This window comes from Hyphomicrobium sulfonivorans (genome assembly GCF_013306565.1).
Taxonomy (GTDB): Bacteria; Pseudomonadota; Alphaproteobacteria; order Rhizobiales; family Hyphomicrobiaceae; genus Hyphomicrobium_A; species Hyphomicrobium_A sulfonivorans.
Genome location: NZ_PZPO01000004.1, coordinates 242621 through 265024 on the forward strand (window position 1 = coordinate 242621; position 22404 = coordinate 265024).

17 protein-coding genes and 2 pseudogenes are annotated in these 22404 nt (G+C 61.1%); 11 read left to right on the forward strand and 8 right to left on the reverse strand.

Translation table 11 applies throughout. The features are described 5' to 3' along the window. Positions 1 to 146 precede the first annotated feature (146 nt). The 11 genes and pseudogenes from C6Y62_RS09465 to C6Y62_RS09515 all read left to right on the forward strand — a co-directional run bounded on the left by C6Y62_RS09465 (position 147) and on the right by C6Y62_RS09515 (position 13596). Positions 147 to 1175, forward strand: a complete 1029-nt coding sequence (locus C6Y62_RS09465; protein ID WP_338074361.1) for an ArsR/SmtB family transcription factor — start codon at positions 147 to 149, stop codon at positions 1173 to 1175. After that, positions 1175 to 2101, forward strand: coding sequence for a methylenetetrahydrofolate reductase [NAD(P)H] (metF, locus tag C6Y62_RS09470; protein WP_173953719.1), 927 nt, complete (start codon positions 1175 to 1177; stop codon positions 2099 to 2101). The genes C6Y62_RS09465 and metF overlap by 1 nt, the downstream gene beginning before the upstream one ends. Positions 2102 to 2112: 11 nt before the next feature. Beyond that, a pseudogene (locus tag C6Y62_RS09475) lies at positions 2113 to 3165 on the forward strand (homocysteine S-methyltransferase family protein); the annotation flags it as partial. Between the two features lie 126 nt (positions 3166 to 3291). After that, positions 3292 to 5985, forward strand: a pseudogene (metH, locus tag C6Y62_RS09480) (methionine synthase); the annotation flags it as partial. Between the two features lie 861 nt (positions 5986 to 6846). Further along, positions 6847 to 7014: a hypothetical protein gene (locus C6Y62_RS09485; protein ID WP_173953722.1), complete on the forward strand. Its 168-nt coding sequence runs from the start codon at positions 6847 to 6849 to the stop codon at positions 7012 to 7014. 140 nt (positions 7015 to 7154) lie between these two features. Beyond that, complete coding sequence (locus tag C6Y62_RS09490; protein WP_173953723.1) at positions 7155 to 8006, forward strand: hypothetical protein; 852 nt, start codon at positions 7155 to 7157, stop codon at positions 8004 to 8006. A gap of 26 nt (positions 8007 to 8032) precedes the next feature. Continuing rightward, positions 8033 to 9625 (forward strand): fimbria/pilus outer membrane usher protein, encoded by a 1593-nt coding sequence (locus C6Y62_RS09495; RefSeq protein WP_173953724.1) that lies wholly within the window; start codon positions 8033 to 8035, stop codon positions 9623 to 9625. Positions 9626 to 9889: 264 nt separating this feature from the next. Next, positions 9890 to 10726: a hypothetical protein gene (locus C6Y62_RS09500; protein WP_173953725.1), complete on the forward strand. Its 837-nt coding sequence runs from the start codon at positions 9890 to 9892 to the stop codon at positions 10724 to 10726. Between the two features lie 183 nt (positions 10727 to 10909). After that, on the forward strand, positions 10910 to 11950 hold the full coding sequence (dusA, locus tag C6Y62_RS09505) for a tRNA dihydrouridine(20/20a) synthase DusA (RefSeq protein WP_173953726.1): 1041 nt from the start codon (positions 10910 to 10912) through the stop codon (positions 11948 to 11950). 61 nt (positions 11951 to 12011) lie between these two features. Beyond that, positions 12012 to 12842, forward strand: coding sequence for a sulfite exporter TauE/SafE family protein (locus C6Y62_RS09510; protein WP_173953727.1), 831 nt, complete (start codon positions 12012 to 12014; stop codon positions 12840 to 12842). 442 nt (positions 12843 to 13284) lie between these two features. Further along, positions 13285 to 13596, forward strand: coding sequence for a GIY-YIG nuclease family protein (locus tag C6Y62_RS09515; RefSeq protein WP_173953728.1), 312 nt, complete (start codon positions 13285 to 13287; stop codon positions 13594 to 13596). A gap of 296 nt (positions 13597 to 13892) precedes the next feature. Here C6Y62_RS09515 and C6Y62_RS09520 read toward each other — a convergent pair whose 3' ends face one another. The 8 genes from C6Y62_RS09520 to livM all read right to left on the reverse strand — a co-directional run bounded on the left by C6Y62_RS09520 (position 13893) and on the right by livM (position 22402). Then, complete coding sequence (locus tag C6Y62_RS09520) at positions 13893 to 15398, reverse strand: phosphomannomutase/phosphoglucomutase (protein WP_173953729.1); 1506 nt, start codon at positions 15396 to 15398, stop codon at positions 13893 to 13895. 142 nt (positions 15399 to 15540) lie between these two features. Next, a complete protein-coding gene (locus tag C6Y62_RS09525; protein ID WP_246274550.1) occupies positions 15541 to 16146 on the reverse strand; it encodes a TIGR02281 family clan AA aspartic protease in 606 nt (201 codons plus the stop codon). Positions 16147 to 16220: 74 nt separating this feature from the next. Then, complete coding sequence (locus C6Y62_RS09530) at positions 16221 to 16928, reverse strand: retropepsin-like aspartic protease family protein (protein WP_173953730.1); 708 nt, start codon at positions 16926 to 16928, stop codon at positions 16221 to 16223. Positions 16929 to 17625: 697 nt separating this feature from the next. Then, entirely contained in the window at positions 17626 to 18753 is a 1128-nt protein-coding gene (locus C6Y62_RS09535) for a branched-chain amino acid ABC transporter substrate-binding protein (protein ID WP_173953731.1), read from the reverse strand. A 142-nt stretch (positions 18754 to 18895) separates the two neighbouring features. Then, complete coding sequence (locus C6Y62_RS09540) at positions 18896 to 19279, reverse strand: DUF6867 family protein (RefSeq protein ID WP_068462416.1); 384 nt, start codon at positions 19277 to 19279, stop codon at positions 18896 to 18898. Beyond that, on the reverse strand, positions 19276 to 20061 hold the full coding sequence (locus tag C6Y62_RS09545; protein WP_068462414.1) for an ABC transporter ATP-binding protein: 786 nt from the start codon (positions 20059 to 20061) through the stop codon (positions 19276 to 19278). The genes C6Y62_RS09540 and C6Y62_RS09545 overlap by 4 nt, the downstream gene beginning before the upstream one ends. Then, positions 20058 to 20978 carry an ABC transporter ATP-binding protein gene (locus C6Y62_RS09550; protein ID WP_173953732.1) on the reverse strand — a complete coding sequence of 307 codons (921 nt, stop codon included), beginning with the start codon at positions 20976 to 20978 and terminating at the stop codon, positions 20058 to 20060. Before C6Y62_RS09550 ends, C6Y62_RS09545 begins: the two co-directional genes overlap by 4 nt. Further along, the gene (livM, locus tag C6Y62_RS09555; protein WP_173953733.1) at positions 20978 to 22402 is read right to left on the reverse strand and encodes a high-affinity branched-chain amino acid ABC transporter permease LivM; all 1425 of its coding nucleotides are present in this window, start codon (positions 22400 to 22402) and stop codon (positions 20978 to 20980) included. The genes C6Y62_RS09550 and livM overlap by 1 nt, the downstream gene beginning before the upstream one ends. Positions 22403 to 22404: the final 2 nt, after the last annotated feature.

Sequence of the window (22404 nt, forward strand, 5' to 3'; positions counted from 1 at the left end):
GTGCGGCGCCGGGTTTGGTTCCATTCCGTGATTTCCACCGTGCGGGAGGATTGGAAAGGAGAACAAAGGTGCGCTGTTCGCTCGATCGCCGCTTGACGCATAAACATATGTTTATATGATGCCCGGCAGTCAGAGGAGCGGCGCCCGTGCCTGGAAAATTTGCCAGCGACGACATCGTGACGGCGCTCAAGGCGGCGGCGGAGCCAACACGCCTGCGTATCCTGATGTTGCTGATGGCGGGTGAATTGAGCGTCAAGGATCTCACCGTCATCCTGGGGCAAAGCCAGCCGCGCATCAGTCGCCATCTTAAACTGCTCGCCGAAGCCGGACTGGTTGAACGCTTCCGGGAGGGCAGCTGGGCCTACTTCCATGTTTCGGACCGCTCCGCCGGTGGCAAACTCGCGATGGACATCCTTTCGCTGGTTGACCCCGATGATCGGGGCATGGCGCGGGATCGGGAACGGGCCGAAGCGCTGAAGCGCGAGCGCGAGGCATCCGCGCAGTCCTACTTTCAGGCGCACGCGGCCGATTGGGACCGAATCCGCGCACTTCATGTGGCCGAACGCGATGTTGAAGCTGCTATTGCCGATGCGCTCGGAGCGGGCCCATTTTCGCTGCTGGTGGATTTAGGCACCGGCACTGGCCGCGTCCTTGAACTACTCGCCGACCGCTATGACCGCGGCATTGGCTTCGACGTCAACAACGCCATGCTTGCCTATGCGCGAAGCAAGCTGTCTGGCATCAGTCTCGGCCGCGCGCAGGTTCGTCACGGCGATCTTTACGCTTTGAACCTTGCCGACGGCGCGGCCGACGCTGTGGTGATGCATCAGGTGCTGCACTTCCTTTCCGATCCGCTGCAGGCCATTCGCGAAGCAGCGCGGGTTCTGGCGCCCGGTGGACGGCTGCTCATCGTCGATTTTGCTCCGCACGATCTTGAATTTCTGCGCGATGAGTATGCCCACGACCGCCTCGGTTTTCCGGCTGGACAAGTGGCAGCATGGATGCGCGACGCAGGGCTGAGCCCGCAAAAGCAGTTGGATCTCGCGCCTACGGCCGCAGCGGGCCCGGAGGCGTTGACGGTCTCGCTGTGGCTTGCGGTGCGGCCGCCTGAAACAAACACGAAAACGATAGAGAAGACGGCACGCGCGGCGCGTGCCCTGGAGGGTGCACCCTGATGGCGATGACATCAGAACGTAAAAGTAGATTGTTGGGCGCTGGCGAGATTGATGTCTCGTTCGAGTTCTTTCCGCCCAAGTCGGAGAAGATGGAATCTGCGCTGTGGTCTTGCATCCAGCGACTGGCGCCACTGGAGCCGGAATTTGTTTCGGTGACCTATGGCGCGGGTGGCACGACGCGTGAGCGTACGCACAACACGGTTATGCGTCTCGTCGATGAAACCGACATGAAACCAGCTGCGCATCTCACCTGCGTTGCCGCCACGAAGGAAGAAGTCGACGCCATCGCGCGCGACTACTGGGAGCGCGGCGTTCGCCATATCGTGGCGTTGCGCGGTGATCCCATCAGTGGCCCCGGTTCGGTTTATGAACCGCACCCCGGCGGCTATATAAATGCAGCCGACCTGGTGGCCGGTCTGAAGCGCATTGCGCCATTCGAAGTTTCGGTTGCCGGTTATCCGGAAAAGCATCCAGAAAGCCTAAGTGTCGGCGCGGACATCGACAACCTGAAAGCCAAGGTTGATGCCGGTGCAGATCGCATCATCACGCAGTTCGGGTTCGACAACGCTCACTATCTGCGTTTTCTGGAGCGCGCGCGCGCGGCGGGCATCTGGATTCCGATCATTCCGGGCATCGTGCCGATCCATAACTTCAAGCAGGTTGCCGGTTTTGCAGCCCGTGCCGGCGCAAGCATGCCGTCATGGCTGGCGCGACGCTTTGACGGGCTTGAGGAGGATCCGGCGACGGGGCATCTCGTAGCAGCTGCGGTTGCGACCGAGCAGGTGATGGATCTCGTCGATGAGGGCGTGAAGAAATTCCATTTCTACACCCTCAATCGCGCCGATCTCGTCTACGCCATCTGTCATCTACTCGGGCTGCGACCCCATGCTGGCAGCGCGCCCGCAAAAGTCCGCGCCGCGAGCTGAGGAAAATATCAATGCTTGAACGCAAGCCTTCATTCGCTGCACTCGAAGCCGCCGCCAACGAGCGCATTCTCATCATTGATGGCGCAATGGGCACTATGATCCAGCGCTACAAGCTGGATGAAGACGGCTATCGCGGCGTCCGCTTCAAGGACTGGCACCGCGACGTGAAGGGCAACAACGATCTTCTGGTGCTGACGCAGCCGCAGATCATTGGCGCCATTCATGATGAGTATTTTGCGGCCGGCGCCGACATTATCGAAACCAATACGTTCAACGCGCAGAAGATCTCGCTGGCCGACTACGGGATGGAAGATCTGGCCTATGAGGTCAATCTGGCGGCGGCACGGATCGCGCGCGACGTGGCCGATACCTGGAACAAGAAAACGCCGGACAAGCTGCGGTTTGTTGCGGGCGCCATCGGTCCAACCAACCGCACGGCGTCGATCTCTCCGGACGTGAACAATCCCGGCTTTCGCAACGTCGATTTTGACGAACTGCGCGATGCCTACAAGGAGCAGATGTGCGGTCTGATGGATGGCGGCGTCGACATCATTCTGATCGAGACCATCTTCGATACCCTCAACGCGAAGGCGGCAGGTGTTGCGACGCTGGAAGTGTTCGAGGAGAAGGGTGTCGAACTGCCGATCATGATTTCCGGCACCATCACCGATCGTTCGGGGCGTACGCTTTCCGGACAGACGGCCGAGGCGTTCTGGTATTCGATGCGCCATCTGCGCCCGTTCTCGATCGGGCTGAACTGTGCGCTCGGTGCCGACCTGATGCGTCCCTATCTGGCGGAGCTCTCCGGCTTTGCCGATACGCGCATCTCGGCCTATCCGAATGCGGGCCTGCCCAATGCGATGGGTGAATACGACGAGACCCCGCACGATATGGCGTGTGCCATCGAGCCGTGGGCGCGGGACGGCATTGTGAATATTGTTGGCGGTTGCTGCGGGTCGACGCCCGAACACATCGCGCACGTGCGTGAGCATGTCTCCAAGTTTGCGCCGCGCAAGATCCCGTCGATCCCGCCCAAGCTGCGGCTTTCGGGTCTGGAGCCGTTTGTTCACGGAGCATGACGCCGTAAAGCGCGGTGTACCGGTTACGGGTTGAGCGTTTGATATGTGATTGCGCCAGCGGCATTGTCGCGCTGGGCGTCGAAGGTCGGAAGGCAAAGAATAAAAATGACAACGGCAAACGCAGCGCAGGCCTTCATCAACGTCGGTGAACGCACCAACGTCACCGGCTCAGCGCGCTTCCGCAAGCTGATCGAAGCCAACGATTATCCGGCCGCGCTGGCGGTTGCGCGCTCTCAGGTTGAGAACGGCGCGCAGGTGATCGACATCAATATGGACGAGGGCCTGCTCGATTCAGAAAAGGCCATGACGACCTTCCTGAATCTGATTGCGTCCGAACCGGATATCGCCCGCGTGCCGGTCATGATCGACAGCTCGAAGTGGAGCGTGATCGAGGCCGGCTTGAAGTGCGTGCAGGGCAAACCGATCGTCAACTCGATCAGCCTGAAGGAAGGCGAGGAACAGTTTCTCGATCACGCCAAGAAGGTGCTGCGTTATGGCGCCGCCGTGGTGGTGATGGCGTTTGACGAAGTCGGACAGGCGGATACAGAAGATCGCAAGTTCGAGATCTGCCATCGCGCATACAAGATTCTGACCGAGCAGGTCGGTTTCCCGCCGGAAGACATCATCTTCGATCCGAACATCTTCGCGGTCGCGACCGGTATTGAAGAGCACAACGGATATGGCATCGCGTTCATCGAGGCGGTGCGCCGCATCAAGAAAGTGATGCCGCTGGTGCACATTTCAGGCGGTGTTTCGAACCTGTCGTTTGCGTTCCGTGGCAACGAACCTGTGCGCGCGGCGATGCATTCGGTGTTCCTGTACTATGCAATCGCCGCCGGCATGGACATGGGCATCGTCAACGCCGGCCAGCTTACGCCTTACGATGCTATAGATCCTGAATTGCGCGAGCTGTGCGAGGACGTGGTTCTCAACAAGCGCCCCGACGCAACCGATCGACTGCTGGATGCTGCGCCGCGCTTCAAGGGTGATGGCAGCACCGGCGCGAAGCCGAAGGAAAAGGATCTTTCCTGGCGCAATCAGCCCGTGCAGGAGCGTCTGACCCATTCGCTGGTGAATGGCATCACCGACTTCATCGAGGAAGATACCGAAGAGGCGCGCCAGCAGGCTGCGAAGCCGTTGCACGTGATCGAAGGGCCGCTGATGGCGGGGATGAACGTCGTCGGCGATCTGTTCGGCGCTGGCAAGATGTTCCTGCCGCAGGTGGTGAAAAGCGCCCGCGTGATGAAGCAGGCGGTGGCTTATCTGCAACCGTTCCTGGAAGAGGAAAAACGCGCGTCGGGCGTCGATCAGATGCCAGCCGCCGGCAAGATCGTCATGGCAACGGTGAAGGGCGATGTGCACGACATCGGCAAGAACATCGTTGGCGTTGTGCTGCAATGTAACAACTATGAAGTGATCGATCTCGGCGTGATGGTTCCGGCCGCCAAAATTCTTGAGGCCGCCAAGAAAGAGAAGGCTGACATGATCGGGCTTTCCGGCCTGATTACGCCGTCGCTCGATGAGATGTGTTTCGTCGCCGCCGAGATGGAGCGCGAGGGGTTCGATTGCCCGCTGCTGATTGGCGGCGCTACGACCAGCCGCGTTCACACCGCGGTGAAAATCAGCCCCAACTATTCCAAGGGCCAGGCGATCTACGTGCTGGATGCTTCGCGCGCGGTGGGTGTTGTTTCCAAACTGCTGTCGGAAACCGACCGCCAGGATTACGTCGCCGAGATTCAAACCGAATACGTCAAGGTGCGCGAAAATCACCTGAAGAACGAGGCATCCAAGAAGCGTATTCCGCTCAGTGCCGCGCGTGAAAACAAGTTCAATATTGACTGGCCGAACTACACGCCGCCCAAGCCGACATTCCTGGGCACGCGTAAGTTTGAGAACTATCCGCTCGCGGAGCTGGTGCCATACATCGATTGGACGCCGTTCTTCCAGACGTGGGAGCTGGCGGGGCGTTATCCAGCAATTCTCAAGGACAACAAGGTCGGCGCGGAAGCGCAGAAGCTGTTCAACGACGCGCAGGAAATGTTGCGGGCAATGGTGGCCGGTAATTGGGTGCGCGCTTCCGGCGTTGTCGGCTTCTGGCCTGCTAACGCAATCGGCGATGACATTGCGGTTTATGCCGACGACAGTCGTTCCGAACAGATTGCAACATTCCATACGCTGCGCCAGCAGATCGCGCGCGATCCAAAGCGCGACCGCGCCCACACGGCGTTGTCCGATTTCATAGCGCCGCAGGGCAGCGGCATTGCCGATTACGTTGGCGGGTTTGCAGTTACGGCGGGCCTGGGTGAGGAGGACGCCATAGCCAAACACGTGAAAGCGACCGACGACTACAGCCGCATTCTTCTGAAGGCGCTGTCGGACCGATTGGCGGAAGCTTTCGCGGAATGCATGCATGCCCGCGTGCGGCGGGAGCTGTGGGGCTATGCGGCTGACGAGAAACTGTCGAACGACGATCTGATCTTGGAAAAGTATCGCGGTATTCGTCCGGCTCCGGGCTATCCGGCGCAGCCCGATCACACTGAGAAGGGTACGATCTGGCAACTGATGGATGTCGAGAATGCAATCGGCATGCAGCTGACTGAAAGCTATGCGATGTGGCCCGGCGCGGCGGTTGCAGGTCTTTATTTCTCGCACCCCGACAGCCACTATTTCGGCGTTGGCAAAGTTGAGCGCGATCAGGTCGAAGATTATGCGGCCCGCAAGGGCTGGACGGTTGAAGAAACCGAACGCTGGCTGGCCCCGGTGCTCAACTACGACACGCGTTCGTTGCGCGAAGCGGCGGCATAGGTACGGATCGGCGCTGCTTAAGTGCTTATGCCGCGGCCGACGTCATTGCTGACACAACTTGGCGCCTGTGGCCGCCATTGTCGCCGCAAGGTGGAACAGGCTGGGGAGCCGATGACCGTACAGGCGAAGCGCGCATACTGTTCGGCGCCTCCCGCTCAGGCCGCCACCATGGCCGCTGGGGACGGCGTCGCAAGCGTCGAGTTGAGCAATTCGCTTGCCACCGGCCCGCTCTAATTTGCGGCTTTCATTGGTCGGCACAAAAACCACAAAGTCTGTGTGCGCACCAAAATACCGTTCGAGCGGTGAATCGCTGAGAGTCCAGGTGCGCGATCACCGCATTGTCGAATGCATTCACATGCAAGCAATCAGCTGCTCGGGAATGCGTCTCAGCTCTTCCTGTGGCGGCTGTACGGTATGCGCGTCCCACATTGTTTCGGATGACCGATTACATTTCAGAGGCAGGCCGCGACGGGGCCGAAAACAGCTCCCCAAATACAGTGTTCAATGCGGCGTCGATAACGCAAAAAACGTTTGCAACAATCACAACCCATTGTCGACTTCATCCATCACCTGAAACGTTTTATTCCGGCTATGGCCGCCCCATAACAAAGCCCTGAACTGGCGCAGCAAAATCAGGAAATAGAACCAATTTCGGAGTAACGGAATGCGTTCTGGCTGCCGAACGAAACATCGCCATATGTGCGCCAAGAACAGCTGTATGCAAGGAAGCCTGCTAGCTAGAAAGCATAATTGCGGTTTCCGATTGCAATAAATCGTTGTTCAGAAACGATCCGGGTTTCGGGTCAAAATAAGCACCTAACGTGGAGAGCTAACGATTGTTCTTCATAGGACGTCGGATGAATGAAGCATTCAAAGTTTTTCACAATCGTTTCTACGTGCCAGCTGACGGAGACCATCGGTATTGGCCTGGTGCAACCCGGTCATCGAAGCCGCTTCACGCTGCCGGTGGCGGTGCCTGACAATGTGCGGGAATTCGACGCCAGGATTGAACTGAAGCCGCGCCGTTAGAAACGCAACTCGCTGCCATCAAACCGGCCTTGTGGGAGCATCGCGAGGTGCATGAACCAGGGATTATCGATGTTTGGAAAGCAGCGGGTGTACTCGTTGTGTGTTCGGCAGTTGTCATGGGACATGTCGCGGATGCCGCCATGCCCGTCAATTCGTTTGCGCGTCCGGTGTCGAACCGATTGAACCAGACGGGACGTGTGGTGACGATGCCGGTCGTTGTCAGTGTCGATGGCAGCGAGCGCGGTGAAGTAAATCTGCGGATCGATCACAACGACAACGTCTCCGTCAACGTCGAAGAGCTTGTCGGCGTCGTCGGCGACACGCTCGACGAGACTGAGAGAAATCGCCTTGCGGCAGCAGGAGCAGAGGGCGGCTTCGTATCGTTGGAGGTTATTCGACGTGCCGGTTTTGATGTTCGTTTCGACCAGGCCTTGCTGGAGCTTTCGTTCGCGCCCGCGGTTGAGCAGCGGCCAGTCGGAGAAATCGACTTCGGGCAGCAGAGAAGAAAGCAGACCGGCAGCGCTGTGCCGATGCTGCCAGCGTTCGCTTCCGGATACCTGAATGTCTATGCCGGCTTCGACTACGTCTGGGGCGCGGCGCCATTGAGCCGGGGAGGATGGGGCGATGGCGCGGTTCTCAACGGACGTATGGAGCTGGACTCCGCAGTGCGCATAGGAGGGGTCGTGCTGGAAAACAGGGCGCTCTACGGCAGTGCGCTGCAAGCTGACCCGTGTCCTCTGATTGTGGGATGCATCTATGGGCAGCAAGCTGGCTTCCAGCGGCAACTCTCACGGCTGATTTACGACATGCCGGGTGAGGTACGCGCGTACAACTTGGCGACGTTGATCCGATGGGCGTGGGTGTACAGGGTGCGCCTGACTTACTCGGCATATCAGCGGAAAAATCGTACAGAAAGCTGGCGCCCGGGACGTCTATCACTCCGGTCAATCAGAATGTCTTTCGCATCGATCGGCCCTCGACGGTTGAGGTGATCGTCAACTCTGCGGTGCTGCAGAGCATGCGCTTGCAACCCGGCAACTACAACGTTCGCGATCTTCCACTCATGGCGGGCGCCAATCACATTGAGCTCTCGATAACCGACGATATGGGCAACAACCGGGTGATTGCCACGTCAGCCTTCTTCGATGCGAATTTGCTGGCGCCCGGACTCTTCGAATGGGGCGTTGCACTTGGCGCACCATCGTACTTTTTGAATAGTGCGCACACATACGAATTCGAGCTTTTCATGGGCACGGCGTTCATGCGCTATGGCGTGAGCGATGAGCTTACGCTGCTGGGCTATGCCCAGTCCGACGCCTACGTCACCACCATGGGTACACAAGCACTGCGTGCCACGCCCTGGGGCATGCTCGGCACGGGTCTTGCGGCTTCGACAGGAGCGCTAGGCTCTGGCATTGCCGCAACGCTAGACTTCGCGCGCGTCAGAGTTTCAGGGATTTTTAGTGACGCCGAGAGCGTTATTGTCAGTGTCAAGTATCAGACCCCAGAATTCCAGACGCCCGGCCAGTTTCTCACGTCGCCCGAGCAGGTACTGTATTCGCAGCTCCACTATGCACTGCGATTTGATGCTGCATACACGACGCAACTGTACGCGGATACGACTGCGACGCTCGCCGCCCGCCTGCAGCTGAGCGATCCGAACCAGCTCATTCTTGGCTTCGATGGATGGCAGGACAATCGCTTCGGAGCCGATCTCACGCTGTCGCGTCCCATCACCGCTAATGCAATTAGCAGTCTGACGATTGGGGTATCGAACGAAACATTTTTGAATACACCGATCCTTTCGCCAAGCCCGGCCCCGGAACTTCGCGTGGGGCTGCGGCTGACGGTGCGCCCTGACGAGCAGACGGCAATTGCCGCTGGTTATGACACTCTCAATCAGCAGGCTATCGCCAATGTCTATCGTAATACGGGCCAAGGCATCGACCGTTGGGATGCGAGCGTCAATGTTGAGAACAGGGCGGGTAACAACGGTAGCACAGTGACCGCCGGGGCTGGCTACTACGGCAATCGTGCAGACGTCCATTTGACTCATAGCGCCGGTATGAGCGGCGTCGCCTTCACCGATTTCTATGGCAGCTCAGGCAATCAGCGGACGTCTTTGCGTGTGGGTAGTGCCATCGCCTTCGTCGACGACCGTGTGGCGGTTGGTGCCCCGATAAAGGGCGATGCGTTCGCACTTGTGCATCCGCATGAGACCATCGGCGACCGCGAAGTTATCGTCGGGAGTCGAGATCTCGTTCTCGCCAAGTCGGACAGTTTCGGCCCGGCTGTGCTGAGTGGACTACCGGCCTATTCGCAGAACTCAATTTCGGTTGACGTTGACGATCTGCCGACCGGCTATAGCATCGGCCCTGGCACGTACGACACCAAGGCGCCGTACAAAGGCGGCTACGACATCGAGGTCGGCTCGACATATTCAGTGGTCGCCTATGGACGCCTCGTGAATCAGAATGGCACGCCGCTCGAACTGGCGGTTGGTGTCGTGCATCCGATCAACAATCCGCGCAAGCGCGTGCCCATCTTCACCAATCGCAGCGGCAAGTTCGCGGCCGATGGCGTGGCGGCCGGAAGATGGATCACGAGATAGAGCTGGACACCGGCAAGGTGCCCTACATTCTCGATATTCCGGAAAGCGTAGAGGGATTGCACAAGGCAGGGACGCTGAGGCCATCGCCGGAGGTGTAGCATGAGGGATTGGCTGACATTTGGATGCGTGGCATTGGGCTTGCTAATCGCAAGCGGGCAGCGGGCCGAAGCAATCTGCGCCATCAACGCTGCCAGCTTAACAGTGAGCCCGCTGACTGCTGGCACGGGCACCTATACGCCGCCGACTGTACCTGGTGCGCAGGCCGTGACGTTTACGATCAGCGGCACGTACCTATCGCTGCTTGGCGGCCTCTGCACGGTGGGTATCGCCTTTCAGCGTGGCACTCTACCTGCAACAATGAGCATCACCGGCGGTGGCACGGCTACGTTGCCATATGCGATATCGACAGCCGCGAGCGGCGGGACCTCGCTGCTCTACACCAGCGGAACACCTGCGTCGTCCAGCCTCCTGAAGTCATCATTCAATGCGCCCATCTTAGGCGTGGCCGTGCCGTTTTCGACGACGGTAACGGCATATTTCAGCATGCAGCCAAGCAACCCCCAGCGGGCGGGCACTTACTCCGACGGGCCCTCGTTGACCGTCAATACCTTCAACGTGACCATTCTCGACATTGTTTCGCTGCTTACATCGACTGCGTTCACAGTCACAGGATCCGTGACAAAAACCTGCACCATCAGTGGGGTCTCCCACCCGTCGGCCGATGCCGTAACGATACCCGTAAGCGCCGCGGGCGCGGTCAACACTTCGCCGATCGTGCGCAACTATGCGAATGCCAGCTGCAATACGCCGGCGAACGTTCAACTCACCTCGCAGAATGCGGGTGCGCGAACGGCGAGCACGGCGGCAGGCTTTAGCAGCGTCATCAACTACACAGCCAGCGGTGCGTTCTTCGGTGCGGTCGCGTCGATCAACACCTCGACAAGTTCGACTGGGCCAATATCAGGACCGGTTTCTCCGACCACCGGCACAGCACTGCCGAGCGGCACTCTAACCGCGACCATCAATCCGACGGCGAACACACAGCCGCTTATGCAGGGCGCATACACAGATGTCCTGTCGATAACAATCACGCCGCAGTGATTGCGGGCTCGAGGATGGTTGTCGGTGTCTGACCGCGCTCGATGCGGTCCTGCTGCTCTGTGGCCCATCGCAGAGCCTGCGACTTCAGCCTAAAAGATCCTTCGATCCAACACTGGCGATCGTGTAGCAACGCGCAGTTGTCGATGGATGGCTCACGTGCTTCGCTACTGAAGAAGCCAGGGCATGTTCATTTTGCGGTTCAAGCACATAGGAAAATGCGTGCAGTCTCAATGGCATAGGTTCTCCGTGGCGCCCATGATGGATTGGACGGACCGGCACTGCCGGACGTTCCACCGTCAGCTGACGAAGCGCGCGCTGCTCTATACCGAGATGGTGACGGCGCCGGCTGTGCTGCGCGGCGACCGCGAGCGGCTGCTCGGATTGGCCGGCCAGCACGAGCATCCGGTAGCGCTGCAGCTCGGCGGATCCGACCCAGAAGCGCTGGCGGACGCCGCCGCAGTGGGCGCGGAATATGGTTACGACGAAATAAACCTGAATGTCGGCTGCCCTTCCGACCGCGTGCAGGAGGGCCGCTTCGGCGCCTGCCTGATGGCCGAGCCGGAGCTGGTTGCAAAGTGCGTTTACGCGATGCAACGCAACGTCAAGGTGCCGGTAACGGTGAAATGCCGGATTGGCATCGACGATCAGGACAGCGAGGCCGATTTCCAGCGCTTCATCGACACGGTGGCGAGCGCGGGCATTACAACTTTTGTTGTCCACGCGCGCAAAGCCTGGCTGAAGGGCCTGTCGCCGAAAGAGAACCGCGAGATACCCCCGCTGGATTATCCCCGCGTCTACCGGCTGAAAGCATCGCATCCCGAGCTGACGATCGTGATCAACGGCGGCGTCGACAATCTGGATGCGGCTGAGGAACATCTGCGTCATGTCGATGGCGTGATGATGGGGCGCGCCGCGTATCAGACGCCGTACATCCTGAGCGACGTTGACCGGCGCATATTCGCGATAACGGATGCACCGCCGATTTCCCGCCGCGACGCAGTGGAAGCGATGCTGCCTTACATCGAAGAACACATTGCATCGGGCGGGCGGCTGAACAACATTGTGCGCCACATGCTGGGGCTCTATCACGCCGAACCGCGCGGACGTCTGTTCCGTCGTCATCTCAGTGAGAATGCACCACGGGATGCAGCGCCGCTGACTGTGCTGAAGGAAGCACTGGAATACGTTGAAAGCGGACCGCGTCGCGCAAGCGCCGCTGAATAGCGCCACAGCACAATCACAACACTGGGCAAAGCACTGGGCCCAACACCGGGAATGATCGCGCATGGAACTGGGGCTGGCCAATGGCGATCTTGTCATGCTCGTTGCGGCGCTGCTGGCAGGTGGACTGGTGGCCGGATTTCTGGCCGGTCTGCTTGGCATCGGCGGCGGCGGCGTGCTGGTGCCGGTGCTGTATGAAGTGTTCCGCGTTCTCGATGTCGATCCCGCCGTGCGCATGCACGTGGTGTTGGGTACATGCCTTGCGATCATCCTGCCGACGTCATTGAAATCGTTCGCCGGGCACCGGGCGCGCGGCTCGGTCGATATGGCGCTGCTGAAACGGGTGGCGCCGTTTGTGGTGCTGGGCGTGATGATCGGAGCAGTCGCCGCGAAAAATTCCAGCGCCGAAGTGTTGAAGTGGGTGTGGGCGATTTCTGCCACCGTCATCGCCTTCAAGATGGCGTTCGGCCGTGAGAGCTGGCGCATCTCCGATCATCTGCCGCCGACGCCGTGGCCGCAGGCTGGCGGGTTCGGCGTCGGTTTCATCTCGACACTGATGAGTATAGGTGGTGCATCGTTCGTCGTGCCGCTGCTGACGCTGTTCGGCAAACCGATCCTGCAGGCGGTTTCAACGGCTGCGGGCGTGGGGCCGCTGATCGCGTTCCCCGGCGTGATCGGATACGCGTGGGCGGGCTGGGGGACGGAAGGTTTGCCGTGGGGCTCGATCGGTTATGTCAATCTGCTGGCGATGGCGATCGTTGCGCCGGTGAGCGTGCTGGCGGCGCCGCTGGGCGTACGCATGGCGCATCGCATTCCGCGCCGCACGCTGGAACTGGCGTTCGCCGCGTTCCTGGCGACGATCGCGCTGCGCTTCATTGTTGATCTGGTGTTGTGAGCGCTGATTGGTGCGCCTACGCTAAGCTGGGCATGGGACAGGCGCGGCAGAATTTATAACGCGTGCGCGGGGCGACTTGCGTGGATCCCGGCCTTAGCGCCGGGATGACGGAGGAGTGTGGGTGATTTAGCAATGATGCGTCGGACTGCACCGGGAGATGAAGAAGAGGTGCGGTTCCCAGATCTCATTGTCAAAGCCGCCAGGCCGCTTGGGCCATAAAGAAGACCGACAACAGTGCCTCTGCCTCAGCTTCCATTGGGAGGCATCCAGGTCTGCAACTCAAGCTGGGGCAATAGCCCGGCAGTGGCCTCCGCACACTGTCATCCCGACAACGGTCGGGATCCACGCCAGCTTAGCGCTGCACCCGCTTGCAGAATGATTTCCGTCCAGAGATGATCGGAGCACGCCTAGCCATTTTGAACCGAAGCATCCGTGCGTCTACATGCTCGCCAGCAAGCGCGATGGGGTGCTGTACATTGGCGTGACGAGCGACCTTCACGGTCGTATGGAGGAACACACACACGACGTGATCGCGGGCTTTACGAAGCGCTACGGTGTGAAGTTGCTGGCCTACTACGAACACCACGATGACATGGAAATGGCGATCCAGCGCGAGAAGCAGTTGAAGGCGTGGCGCCGCGCATGGAAGGTTCGACTCATTGAAAGCATGAACCCCGAGTGGGTGAACCTTTTTGATCCGTTGACCGGCGAGATCACTGAAGGCCCGGCAGACCGCGCGCGGCAGAATTTATAACGCGGGTTGGGTCGACTGACGTGGATCCCAGTGCTTTTTCTCTGGCACTCGGCGACTCCCCCTGCAGGGAGCCGGCCGCCGAGCGCGTAAGAAATCTTCGCCGGGATGGCGTTTTTATTTCTTTCGCACCGGTGATTTCATGTCCGGGCGGGGGCCGCCGAGTGCGTAGAAAATTTTCGCCGGCGCGAAGTTTGTATTCGGCGCTGGCGGCCGGCTGCGCGGAGCGCAGTCGCCAGCGCTTTTATGATGATGTCGGCGACTCCGCTTTGCGGAGCCGGCCGCCGACATGCACAATTTCAAACTTCGATTTTCTGATTGTATTCGCCGACTTCGGGTTGCTGCGAGAGCAGGCCGTCGATGTCGGCGAAGATGGCCTTCATGTTGGCTTCCGACACCGGGCTTTCGACGACGACGACCAGCTCCGGCTTGTTGGATGACGCGCGCACCAGCCCCCACGTGCCATCTTCCAACGTGACGCGCACGCCGTTGACGGTGACGAGATCGCGGATCTTCTGCCCCGCAACCGTGCCGCCATCCGCCGCGAGCTTCTGATAATGCGCGACGACGCGATCAACGACGCCATACTTTTTCTCGTCGTCACAGTGAGGCGACATGGTGGGCGACTGATAAGTCTTCGGCAGCGCGCGGCGCAGGTCGGCCATCGTTTTATCGGGCGCGCGTTGCAGCATGTCGCAAACCGCAAGCGCAGCGACGAGACCGTCGTCGTAGCCACGGCCGAGCGGTGGCTGGAAGAAGAAGTGACCGCTCTTTTCAAAGCCAACCAGCGCCTTCTGCTCGAAGGTGTAGCGCTTCATGTAGGAGTGGCCGGTTTTCCAGTAGAGCGTTTTGGCGCCGTTCTCGATCAGTACCGGATCGGTCATGAAGAGGCCGGTTGATTTCACGTCGGCAACGAACACGGCATCCTTGTGCTGGGCTGAGATATCGCGTGCGAGCATGACGCCAACGGTGTCGGCGAAGATCTCGTTGCCTTCGTTATCGACAACGCCGCAACGGTCGCCGTCGCCATCGAAGCCGAAACCTACGTCGGCCTTGTGCTGCACCACCGCTTCGGCGATGGCGTGCAGCATGCCCATATCCTCAGGGTTCGGATTATAGCGCGGGAACGTATAATCCAGCTGCGTATCAAGCGGTACGACCTCGCAGCCGACAGCTTCCAGAACCTGCGGTGCGAATGCCCCTGCTGTGCCGTTACCGCATGCAGCAACAACCTTCAGCTTGCGCTTGAGCTTTGGACGATCGGCCAGCGCACGCATGTAGCGTTCGGCCATGTCAGGCACGAAGATGAGGCGGCCGCCGCTGGCGGGTTTCGAAGCACCCGACAGCACGATTTCCTTCAGTCGGCTCATTTCGTCGGGGCCGAAGGTGAGCGGGCGATTGAGGCCCATCTTGATGCCGGTCCAGCCGTTGTCGTTGTGCGAGGCGGTGACCATGGCCACGCCTTCGACATCGAGATCGAACTGCGCGAAGTAGGCCATCGGCGACAGCGCGAGGCCGATGTCGTGCACCTCGCAGCCGCCCGCGAGCAGACCGTTGATGAGCGCCTGCTTCACCGACGCGGAATATGAGCGGTAGTCGTGTCCGGTGACGATGCGCTTGGGAACGCCACGCTCTTCAAACAGCGTTGCCATGCCGAGACCGACGGCGGTGAGGCCGAGCAGGTTGATCTCCTGCGGGAACAGCCAGCGCGCATCGTATTCGCGGAAGCCGGTGGGCTTGACCAGCGGGATGCGTTCGAAATCGGCGGTGTTGGGCTTCAGGTCGGCGCGCGGCTTGGGCAGCATGAATGGTCCTTCGTGAAAATTTCCGGCCGGATGAGTAAACGCCGCCCGTGGAATAAAGTTGATCAACTGACTGCGACAAGGTGGAGCATGCAAGGGCGGCGCGGGGGGGCTGCAACCTGGCGCTTGGTGCAATGGGCCGGCATTACTCCTGCAGGACGAGGCGGCCCTGGCGCATGTCGAAGCGCGACAGGCGCGACAGGAAGCTCATGCCGAGCAGGGAAGTTTTGAGGCGGCCCGGTTCGGTGACGGCGGCGGGCACGTTGCGCACGGTGATACCACCGATGGAGACGCGGTCCAGCGTCACGGGCGCGACGCGGGCGACGCCGTTGGCGGTGTGGACGGAGCGGGTGAAATCCTGATCGCGCAGATAGAGCCCGGCGCGCTCGGCGTCCTCAAAGGACAGGGCGACCATGGTGGCGCCGGTGTCGACCATGACCTCGACCGGGCGGCCGTTGATTTCCGCGTGGGTGTTGAAGTGGCCGTTGTCCTGCGCCGCCAGTTCAACGACGGTGCCGCTGGCGGTGGGCTGCTGTGCGGGGGCTGCCGCTGAATGCTGGCGCGGTGCGCCGCTCTCGGCCGCCTGCTGGCGCGCCTGCGCAACGTCAGCCGGTGTGGGCAGCCCCAGCATGCGCTCGGCGCCAACTTTGAGATTCTCGAAATGGGTGAGGGCGGCGATCGCGATGACCGCAACAACGCCCCAACTCAACACTTCACGGAGGAGTTGCCTGGTGCCTGACGTCAAAGCCATGGTTCTCAGATGTTGACGACCTTGGCGGATTGCCCGGAACGCCCCCAATGATGGGAGCGCGTCCTTCGCCGCCGTCAGCCCCTTAGCGTCAAATAATCTTTGGCGAATTCATAGGATCGCAAACGCCTTAAAAAACTCATACCGAGCAAGTTCTCGTTAACACTTCCGGGCTTGGCGACGAGGGCCTCGACGTTGTGGACGACGAGCGGGCCGATGGCGAGGGAGCGGATGCGGGCGGATGCGGCGTAGGTCATGCCGTTGGCGGTGTTGACCGGCACCGTATAGGACAGCGCGCCCAGATCTATGCCGGCGCGGGCGGCGTCAGCGGGCTTCAGCACCACGGATGAGGCGCCGGTGTCGACCATCAGCGGCATCGACTGGCCGTTAACGCTAGCGCGGACGGCGAAATGGCCATCGAGGCGGCGACGGACGCGGACAGCGCGCTCGCCCTCGTCGGCCGGTTCGACCGACACAACCTGGCCGGAGGGTGCCAGCTCTTCGCCGACGCGGTTGACGACGGTCATCACCTCCTCGCGGTAGGAGTAGGCGGCGATGAGGCCGAAGCCGATGGCAAGCCATGCGATGGCATAGCGCAGCGCCTGCATCGGCCGCGTGCGATCCTCGCCGAACAATCCATACATGTAGAACAGCACCAGCAGCACGCCGACGCCGATCGATACGAGTTCGCCGGTGCCGAGGTCGGTCAGCATGCCGCCGCCGTCGCGGGTGAGGAGATAGCCGCCGACGGCAACGAGCAGTAGCAGAACGATCCAGGCTTTCATTTGAGCGGGCTCCGGGAGCGGTGTTGCGTTCGTTGGCGGCGGGATGCGTGCGGCGCAGACGTTAGGTTGTGAGCTGCATGCAGGTAAAGGGTCTGGGTGAGCGGACGGAAGTAGCTTCGATTACAGCGGGCATTCTGGGTGGCAGCAACCGAGGTGGCGCACCGTGGCAGCGCAATGTGCCGATAATGTAGTCGGCCGGTGTGATGAGGGAAGGGCGGCGTGATGCCTGAGCCGGCACTGTCGGCGCTTCAGGACGAGTGTTGTTGAGGTGCTGCTTTGGCAGGTGAGGTGAAGGGGTAGTTGATGGGCCTGGATGAAGCGTTGCGCGCAGACTGCACGGGACGGACGGGCGTGTTGCTCCGGGCGGGCGAGCGGCTCAGTACATCGCTGGATCGGCGGCCGGCTTCTCACTTTGCACCGGCGACACCCCTACGGGGCGCCGGCCGCCGGTGCGAAAGGTCGAAACTGGCGTGGATCCCCGACCTCCGTCGGGATGACGGTGTGCGAGGCGGCGGGAACGATGCGGACGGAGGCGAAGGGGCTGCGCGCATCAATCAGCGCTGGCGGGCGGCTTCTCACTTTGCACCGGCGACACCCCTGCGGGGCGCCGGCCGCCGGTGCGAAAAAGCTGCGAGCACCAATCGGTGCTGGCGGCCAGCTGCGCGGAGCGCAGTCGACAGCGCCAACTGAAATGCAGTTATTCGTTCTGCACGTAAGTGATGCGGCCGTCGGGCTGCTTGGTCCAGGTGTACATGACGTACGCGACCTGCTTGATGTCGCCCTTTTCGTCGAAGGCGATGTCGCCGATCACGGTGTTGAACAGCACGCCGGTGCGCATGTAGGCAGCGACGGTCTTGGGATCGGTGGATTGCGTGGCTTCGATGGCCTGCTTCAGGATCTGCACCGCAGCGTAGCTGTAGAGCGTATAGGCCTCGGGCTTATATTCGCGCGCCTCAAACCTTGAAATGATTTCCCTGGCCTCGGGGCGCTTCTGCGGATCGGGGCCGAAGGTCATCAGCGTGCCTTCAGCGCCGGGGCCGGCGATGGCGGCGAACTCGTCGCTGGCGATGCCGTCACCGGACATGAACACGGCCTGGAGGCCCTGGTCGCGCATCTGGCGCAGGATGAGGCCGCCCGCCGTGTGTACGCCGCCCCAGTAGAGCACGTCGATCTCGGCGTTCTTCAGCTTGGAGACGAGAGCGGTGAAATCCTTCTCGCCCGCGCCGACACCTTCATAAACGGTTTCGGTGACGCCGAGGTCGTTCATCGCCTTCTTGGTCTGATCGGCGAGACCGCGCCCGTAGGTGGTCTTGTCGTGGATGATCGCGATCTTCTTGTCTTTGAAGTGTGTGGCGATGTGCTGTCCTGCAATCGCACCCTGCTGATCATCGCGGCCGCAGGTGCGGAACACGTTCCACAGTTTGCGCTCGGTGATGGAAGGGTTGGTCGACGCGGGCGTGATCATCAGGATGCCGTTGTCGACGTAGACTTCCGATGCCGGCATCGTGACGCCGGAGTTGAAGTGTCCGACGACGAAATTGACGCCTTCGCCCAGGAAGTTGTTGGCGACGGAAACACCCTGGCGCGGATCGGCGGCATCGTCGCCGATGAAGAGTTCAAGTTGCTTGCCAGCGACGCCGCCAGCCGCATTTATATCGGCCACAGCCTGCTCCACGCCGTTTTTCAACTGGGCGCCAAAGGCAGCATCCGTGCCGGTCATCGGGCCAGCCACGCCGATCTTGAGTTTGTCGTCGTCACCGCCACAGCCGGTGAGTAGGGTGGCGAAAGCAAGCGCCAAAGCGGCAAAAGTTGCGGTTGATTTCATGAGCTCCTCTCGGGGTGGGCCGGGGCTTAAAATGTTTCAAACGGTGAATTGCGAAATAATCTGGCCGTTTCAGTGTCGCGCATCTTTGATTTGATGGCGTATGTTCAACCGAAACCGGGCAAATGTCATCCTTGGGGTTGCGTCAGCCTTGCGGCGTAGCGGTGTTTTCAGCGGGCTCATCGGTGCGGCGGCGCCACCAGAGCAGCCCCGCGCGTTCATAGGCCCAGGGATATTGCTGCACCATCTGGCGTACGCGCGTCATGCGGAAACCCCACAGGCATGCAGTGACGACCACGACGTAATCGATGATGAAATTACGCCATGAGAACAGCACCTCATGGAACAGGGCATAGTGCAGGAAGCGGACTGCGAATGTCAGCAGCAGGGCCGAGGTGAAGATCTGCCAGGTGGGACGCCACGTCGATGCAATGGCTGAGCCAGCAGCCCGCGCCGCTGCGCCACCTATCAACACGGTGATGAGCAGAAAGATCCAAAGGCCGTTGGCGCCGGTTTCATAGACTGTCATGGCGTCTCGCCCTGCTGGCTGATTTCCAGCTGCGCGGCCGCTGCATCGTGATGGCGTCCGCCCTCAAGATAGGCTGCGCGGACCTCAGGACTGGAGAGCAACTCCTGACCCGACCCTGACATGGTGATGACGCCGTTGACCATCACATAGGCGCGATGGGCCAGCCGCAGCGCATGGAATGCGTTCTGCTCAACGAGGAACACCGTCAAACCTTCACGCGCGTTGAGATCAGCGATGACGCGGAAGATCTGTTTGACGATCAGCGGCGCCAACCCGAGCGAAGGCTCGTCCAGCAACAGCAGTTTTGGCCGGCTCATTAGCGCGCGGGCAATCGCCAGCATCTGCTGTTCACCGCCGGAAAGTGTGCCGCCGCGCTGATGCAGGCGCTCTTTCAGGCGTGGAAAGATGGTCGTCATATGCTGCAGGTCGCGTTCGAACTCGCGGTGTCCGGCGAACTCGGCGCCCATGCGCAGGTTTTCTTCAACCGTCATGCGGCCGAAGATGCGGCGACCTTCCGGCGACTGAGCAAGGCCGAGACGCGCGATCTGATGTGTTGGCAGCGCGGAGATGTCCTGACCGTCGAACATGATGCGTCCGGCGTGGGCGCGCGGCATGCCGAAGATGGTCATCATCAGCGTGGATTTGCCGGCGCCGTTGGCACCGATCAGCGTCACGATCTGGCCCGCTGGCACATCGAGGCTGACGTTATGCAACGCCGTGATGCTGCCGTAGGAGGCGCTGATGCCTTGCAATGAAAGCAGCGGCTGGGATGGCTGGTTCACAGGCCGACCTCCGCTTCCACCTGCGCGACTTCATCATCGTCGACGCCGAGATAGGCGGCGATGACCTTGGGATCGTTGCGCACGCTTTCCGGCGTGCCATCGGAAATGCGCAGGCCGTATTCCAGCACGACAACGTGGTCGGATATTTCCATCACCACGGACATATCGTGTTCGATGAGCAGGATGGACGTTGCGTGATGGTCGCGGATGGTGCGCAGCAGCGTGTTCAGCTCCAGGCTTTCGCGCGGGTTGAGACCGGCGGCGGGTTCATCCAGACACAGCAGCACCGGATCGGTGCACATGGCGCGGGCAATTTCCAGTCGGCGCTGATCGCCATAAGGCAGCGAACCGGCGGCATCATCGGCGCGATGGGTGAGTTCGATGTGCTCCAGCCAGTAGCGCGCGCGCTTCATGGCGGCAGCTTCGGCCTGGCGGTACTGCGGGGCGCCGAATAGGCCCTTGATGGTCCAGCCCGAGGCGCGCATCAGCGGCGTATGCTGAGCGACGATGAGATTTTCCAGCACCGTCATGCCGGAGAACAGGCGGATATTCTGGAATGTGCGCGCGACCCTGGCCCGGCGTGCGATTTCAAAGTCGGGCATCCGCTCCAGCAGGAACACGCCATCGGCGCCGATCTGATCGTCGACGCATTTGTAACGGTGGCCGGTGGAGGCCAGTGCCGCCACTTCGTCGAGGCGTACGGGGCCGCCGGTTGAAAGCGCCATCAGGCCGCTGGTGGGTTTGTAAAAGCCGGTGATGCAGTTGAAGACGGTGGTCTTGCCGGCGCCGTTGGGGCCGATAAGGGCGGTAATGTCGCCACGGCCGACCGAGAACGACAGATCGCGCACGGCGGTAAGGCCGCCGAAGCGCATCGTCAGCCCTTCGACCACGAGCAGGGGATCGCGGACCCAGCGCATCAGCCGTGGCCCTCCTTGACGTGCGAGGCGGATATGGCCTTGGCGTTGCCGTCCAGCGCTATCGTCGGTTGTCGTGCGCCGACAAGTCCGCGCGGGCGCCATATCATCATCAGCACCATGGCGAGGCCGAAGATGAGCATGCGGTATTGGCCGGGATCGAACTCGGGGCCGAAGATCTGCTTGAGGAAGGACAACTCGCGCAGCAATTCGATGCCACCGATGACGGCAACGGCGGCGATGGCGACGCCGACCAGCGAGCCCATGCCGCCGAGCACGACGATGGCCAGAATGGTGGCGGATTCCATGAACTCGAACGAACGCGGGTTCACGAAGCCCTGACGCGCGCCGAAGAAGGCACCGGCGAGGCCGCCGAACATGGCGCCGATGGCGAAGGCGGTGAGCTTGGTGTTGACGGTGTTGATGCCGAGCGAACGGCAGGCGATTTCGTCCTCGCGCATGGCCTCCCAGGCACGGCCGATGGGCAGGCGTCGCAGGCGCTGGGTGGCTACGGCGACCAGCAGCGCGAGGGCGAGGATGGTATAATACAGGAACATCGATCGGTGCACGGCGGGCGAGCCGGGCAGGGCGAACACATCGCCGAATGTGGTCTCGCCGGTGCGGGACGAGAAGGGCAGGCCGAAGAAGGTTATGTACGGGGTGCGGATGCCGGCGTTGCCGTTGGTGACTTCGACCCAGTTGATGAGCACGAGGCGAATGATTTCGCCGAAGGCAAGGGTGACGATGGCGAGATAGTCGCCGCGTAGCCGCAACACGGGGAAGCCGAGCAGAATGCCCCAGAAGGCGGCGAGAATGCCCGCGATGGGCAGGCAGATCCAGAACGCCCATGGACCGAGCCCCGGAACGGTGGCGGGGATCACATAGGTGGCGATAAGCGCATAGGCATAAGCGCCGACGGCGTAGAACGCGACGTAGCCGAGATCGAGCAGGCCGGCGAGGCCGACGACGATGTTCAGCCCCCATGCGAGCATGACGTAGATGAGGATCTGAACGCCGAAATTGTCGATCCATTTGACGGCGCCGCCTTGTCCGGTGAGGAGGAGCGCGAAGAACGGGAAGATGAGCAACGCCGCAAGGCCGATGCGCGGCAGTTGCTTCTTGCGCTCCGGCGTCAGTTCGAAGCGGGTTGCGGGCAGCAGTTGCGGCAGACCGTGGTAGCGCACAGCAAGCCAGCCGAGCCGACCGGCGAAGACCGCGGCAACCGCAAACAGCACCAGCAACGGCCGCGCCTCGATAGTGAGGCGGTTGGAGAAGTCCTGCAGCGTTTCGAACGCGACGATGGGAAAGCAGAGACCAAGGGTGACGAGCGCCCATAGCCCAGCGCTGCGCAACGCGTCCTCGATCGGGAAACGCGGAGACGGCAGCGCGCCGTCGCTAACCGGTGTGCCGCCGTCCGTCGTGTCCATGG

Coding starts and splice junctions, on each gene's coding strand:
- C6Y62_RS09485 (WP_173953722.1), top strand. CDS start 6,847: ATGAAGCATTCAAAGTTTTTCACAATCGTTTCTACGTGCCAGCTGACG.
- C6Y62_RS09530 (WP_173953730.1), bottom strand. CDS start 16,928: ATGAAAGCCTGGATCGTTCTGCTACTGCTCGTTGCCGTCGGCGGCTAT.
- C6Y62_RS09510 (WP_173953727.1), top strand. CDS start 12,012: ATGGAACTGGGGCTGGCCAATGGCGATCTTGTCATGCTCGTTGCGGCG.
- C6Y62_RS09490 (WP_173953723.1), top strand. CDS start 7,155: ATGCCCGTCAATTCGTTTGCGCGTCCGGTGTCGAACCGATTGAACCAG.
- C6Y62_RS09515 (WP_173953728.1), top strand. CDS start 13,285: ATGCTCGCCAGCAAGCGCGATGGGGTGCTGTACATTGGCGTGACGAGC.
- livM (WP_173953733.1), bottom strand. CDS start 22,402: ATGGACACGACGGACGGCGGCACACCGGTTAGCGACGGCGCGCTGCCG.
- dusA (WP_173953726.1), top strand. CDS start 10,910: ATGTTCATTTTGCGGTTCAAGCACATAGGAAAATGCGTGCAGTCTCAA.
- C6Y62_RS09540 (WP_068462416.1), bottom strand. CDS start 19,279: ATGACAGTCTATGAAACCGGCGCCAACGGCCTTTGGATCTTTCTGCTC.
- metF (WP_173953719.1), top strand. CDS start 1,175: ATGGCGATGACATCAGAACGTAAAAGTAGATTGTTGGGCGCTGGCGAG.
- C6Y62_RS09550 (WP_173953732.1), bottom strand. CDS start 20,978: ATGCGCTGGGTCCGCGATCCCCTGCTCGTGGTCGAAGGGCTGACGATG.
- C6Y62_RS09520 (WP_173953729.1), bottom strand. CDS start 15,398: ATGCTGCCCAAGCCGCGCGCCGACCTGAAGCCCAACACCGCCGATTTC.
- C6Y62_RS09535 (WP_173953731.1), bottom strand. CDS start 18,753: ATGAAATCAACCGCAACTTTTGCCGCTTTGGCGCTTGCTTTCGCCACC.
- C6Y62_RS09495 (WP_173953724.1), top strand. CDS start 8,033: ATGCGCTTGCAACCCGGCAACTACAACGTTCGCGATCTTCCACTCATG.
- C6Y62_RS09525 (WP_246274550.1), bottom strand. CDS start 16,146: ATGGCTTTGACGTCAGGCACCAGGCAACTCCTCCGTGAAGTGTTGAGT.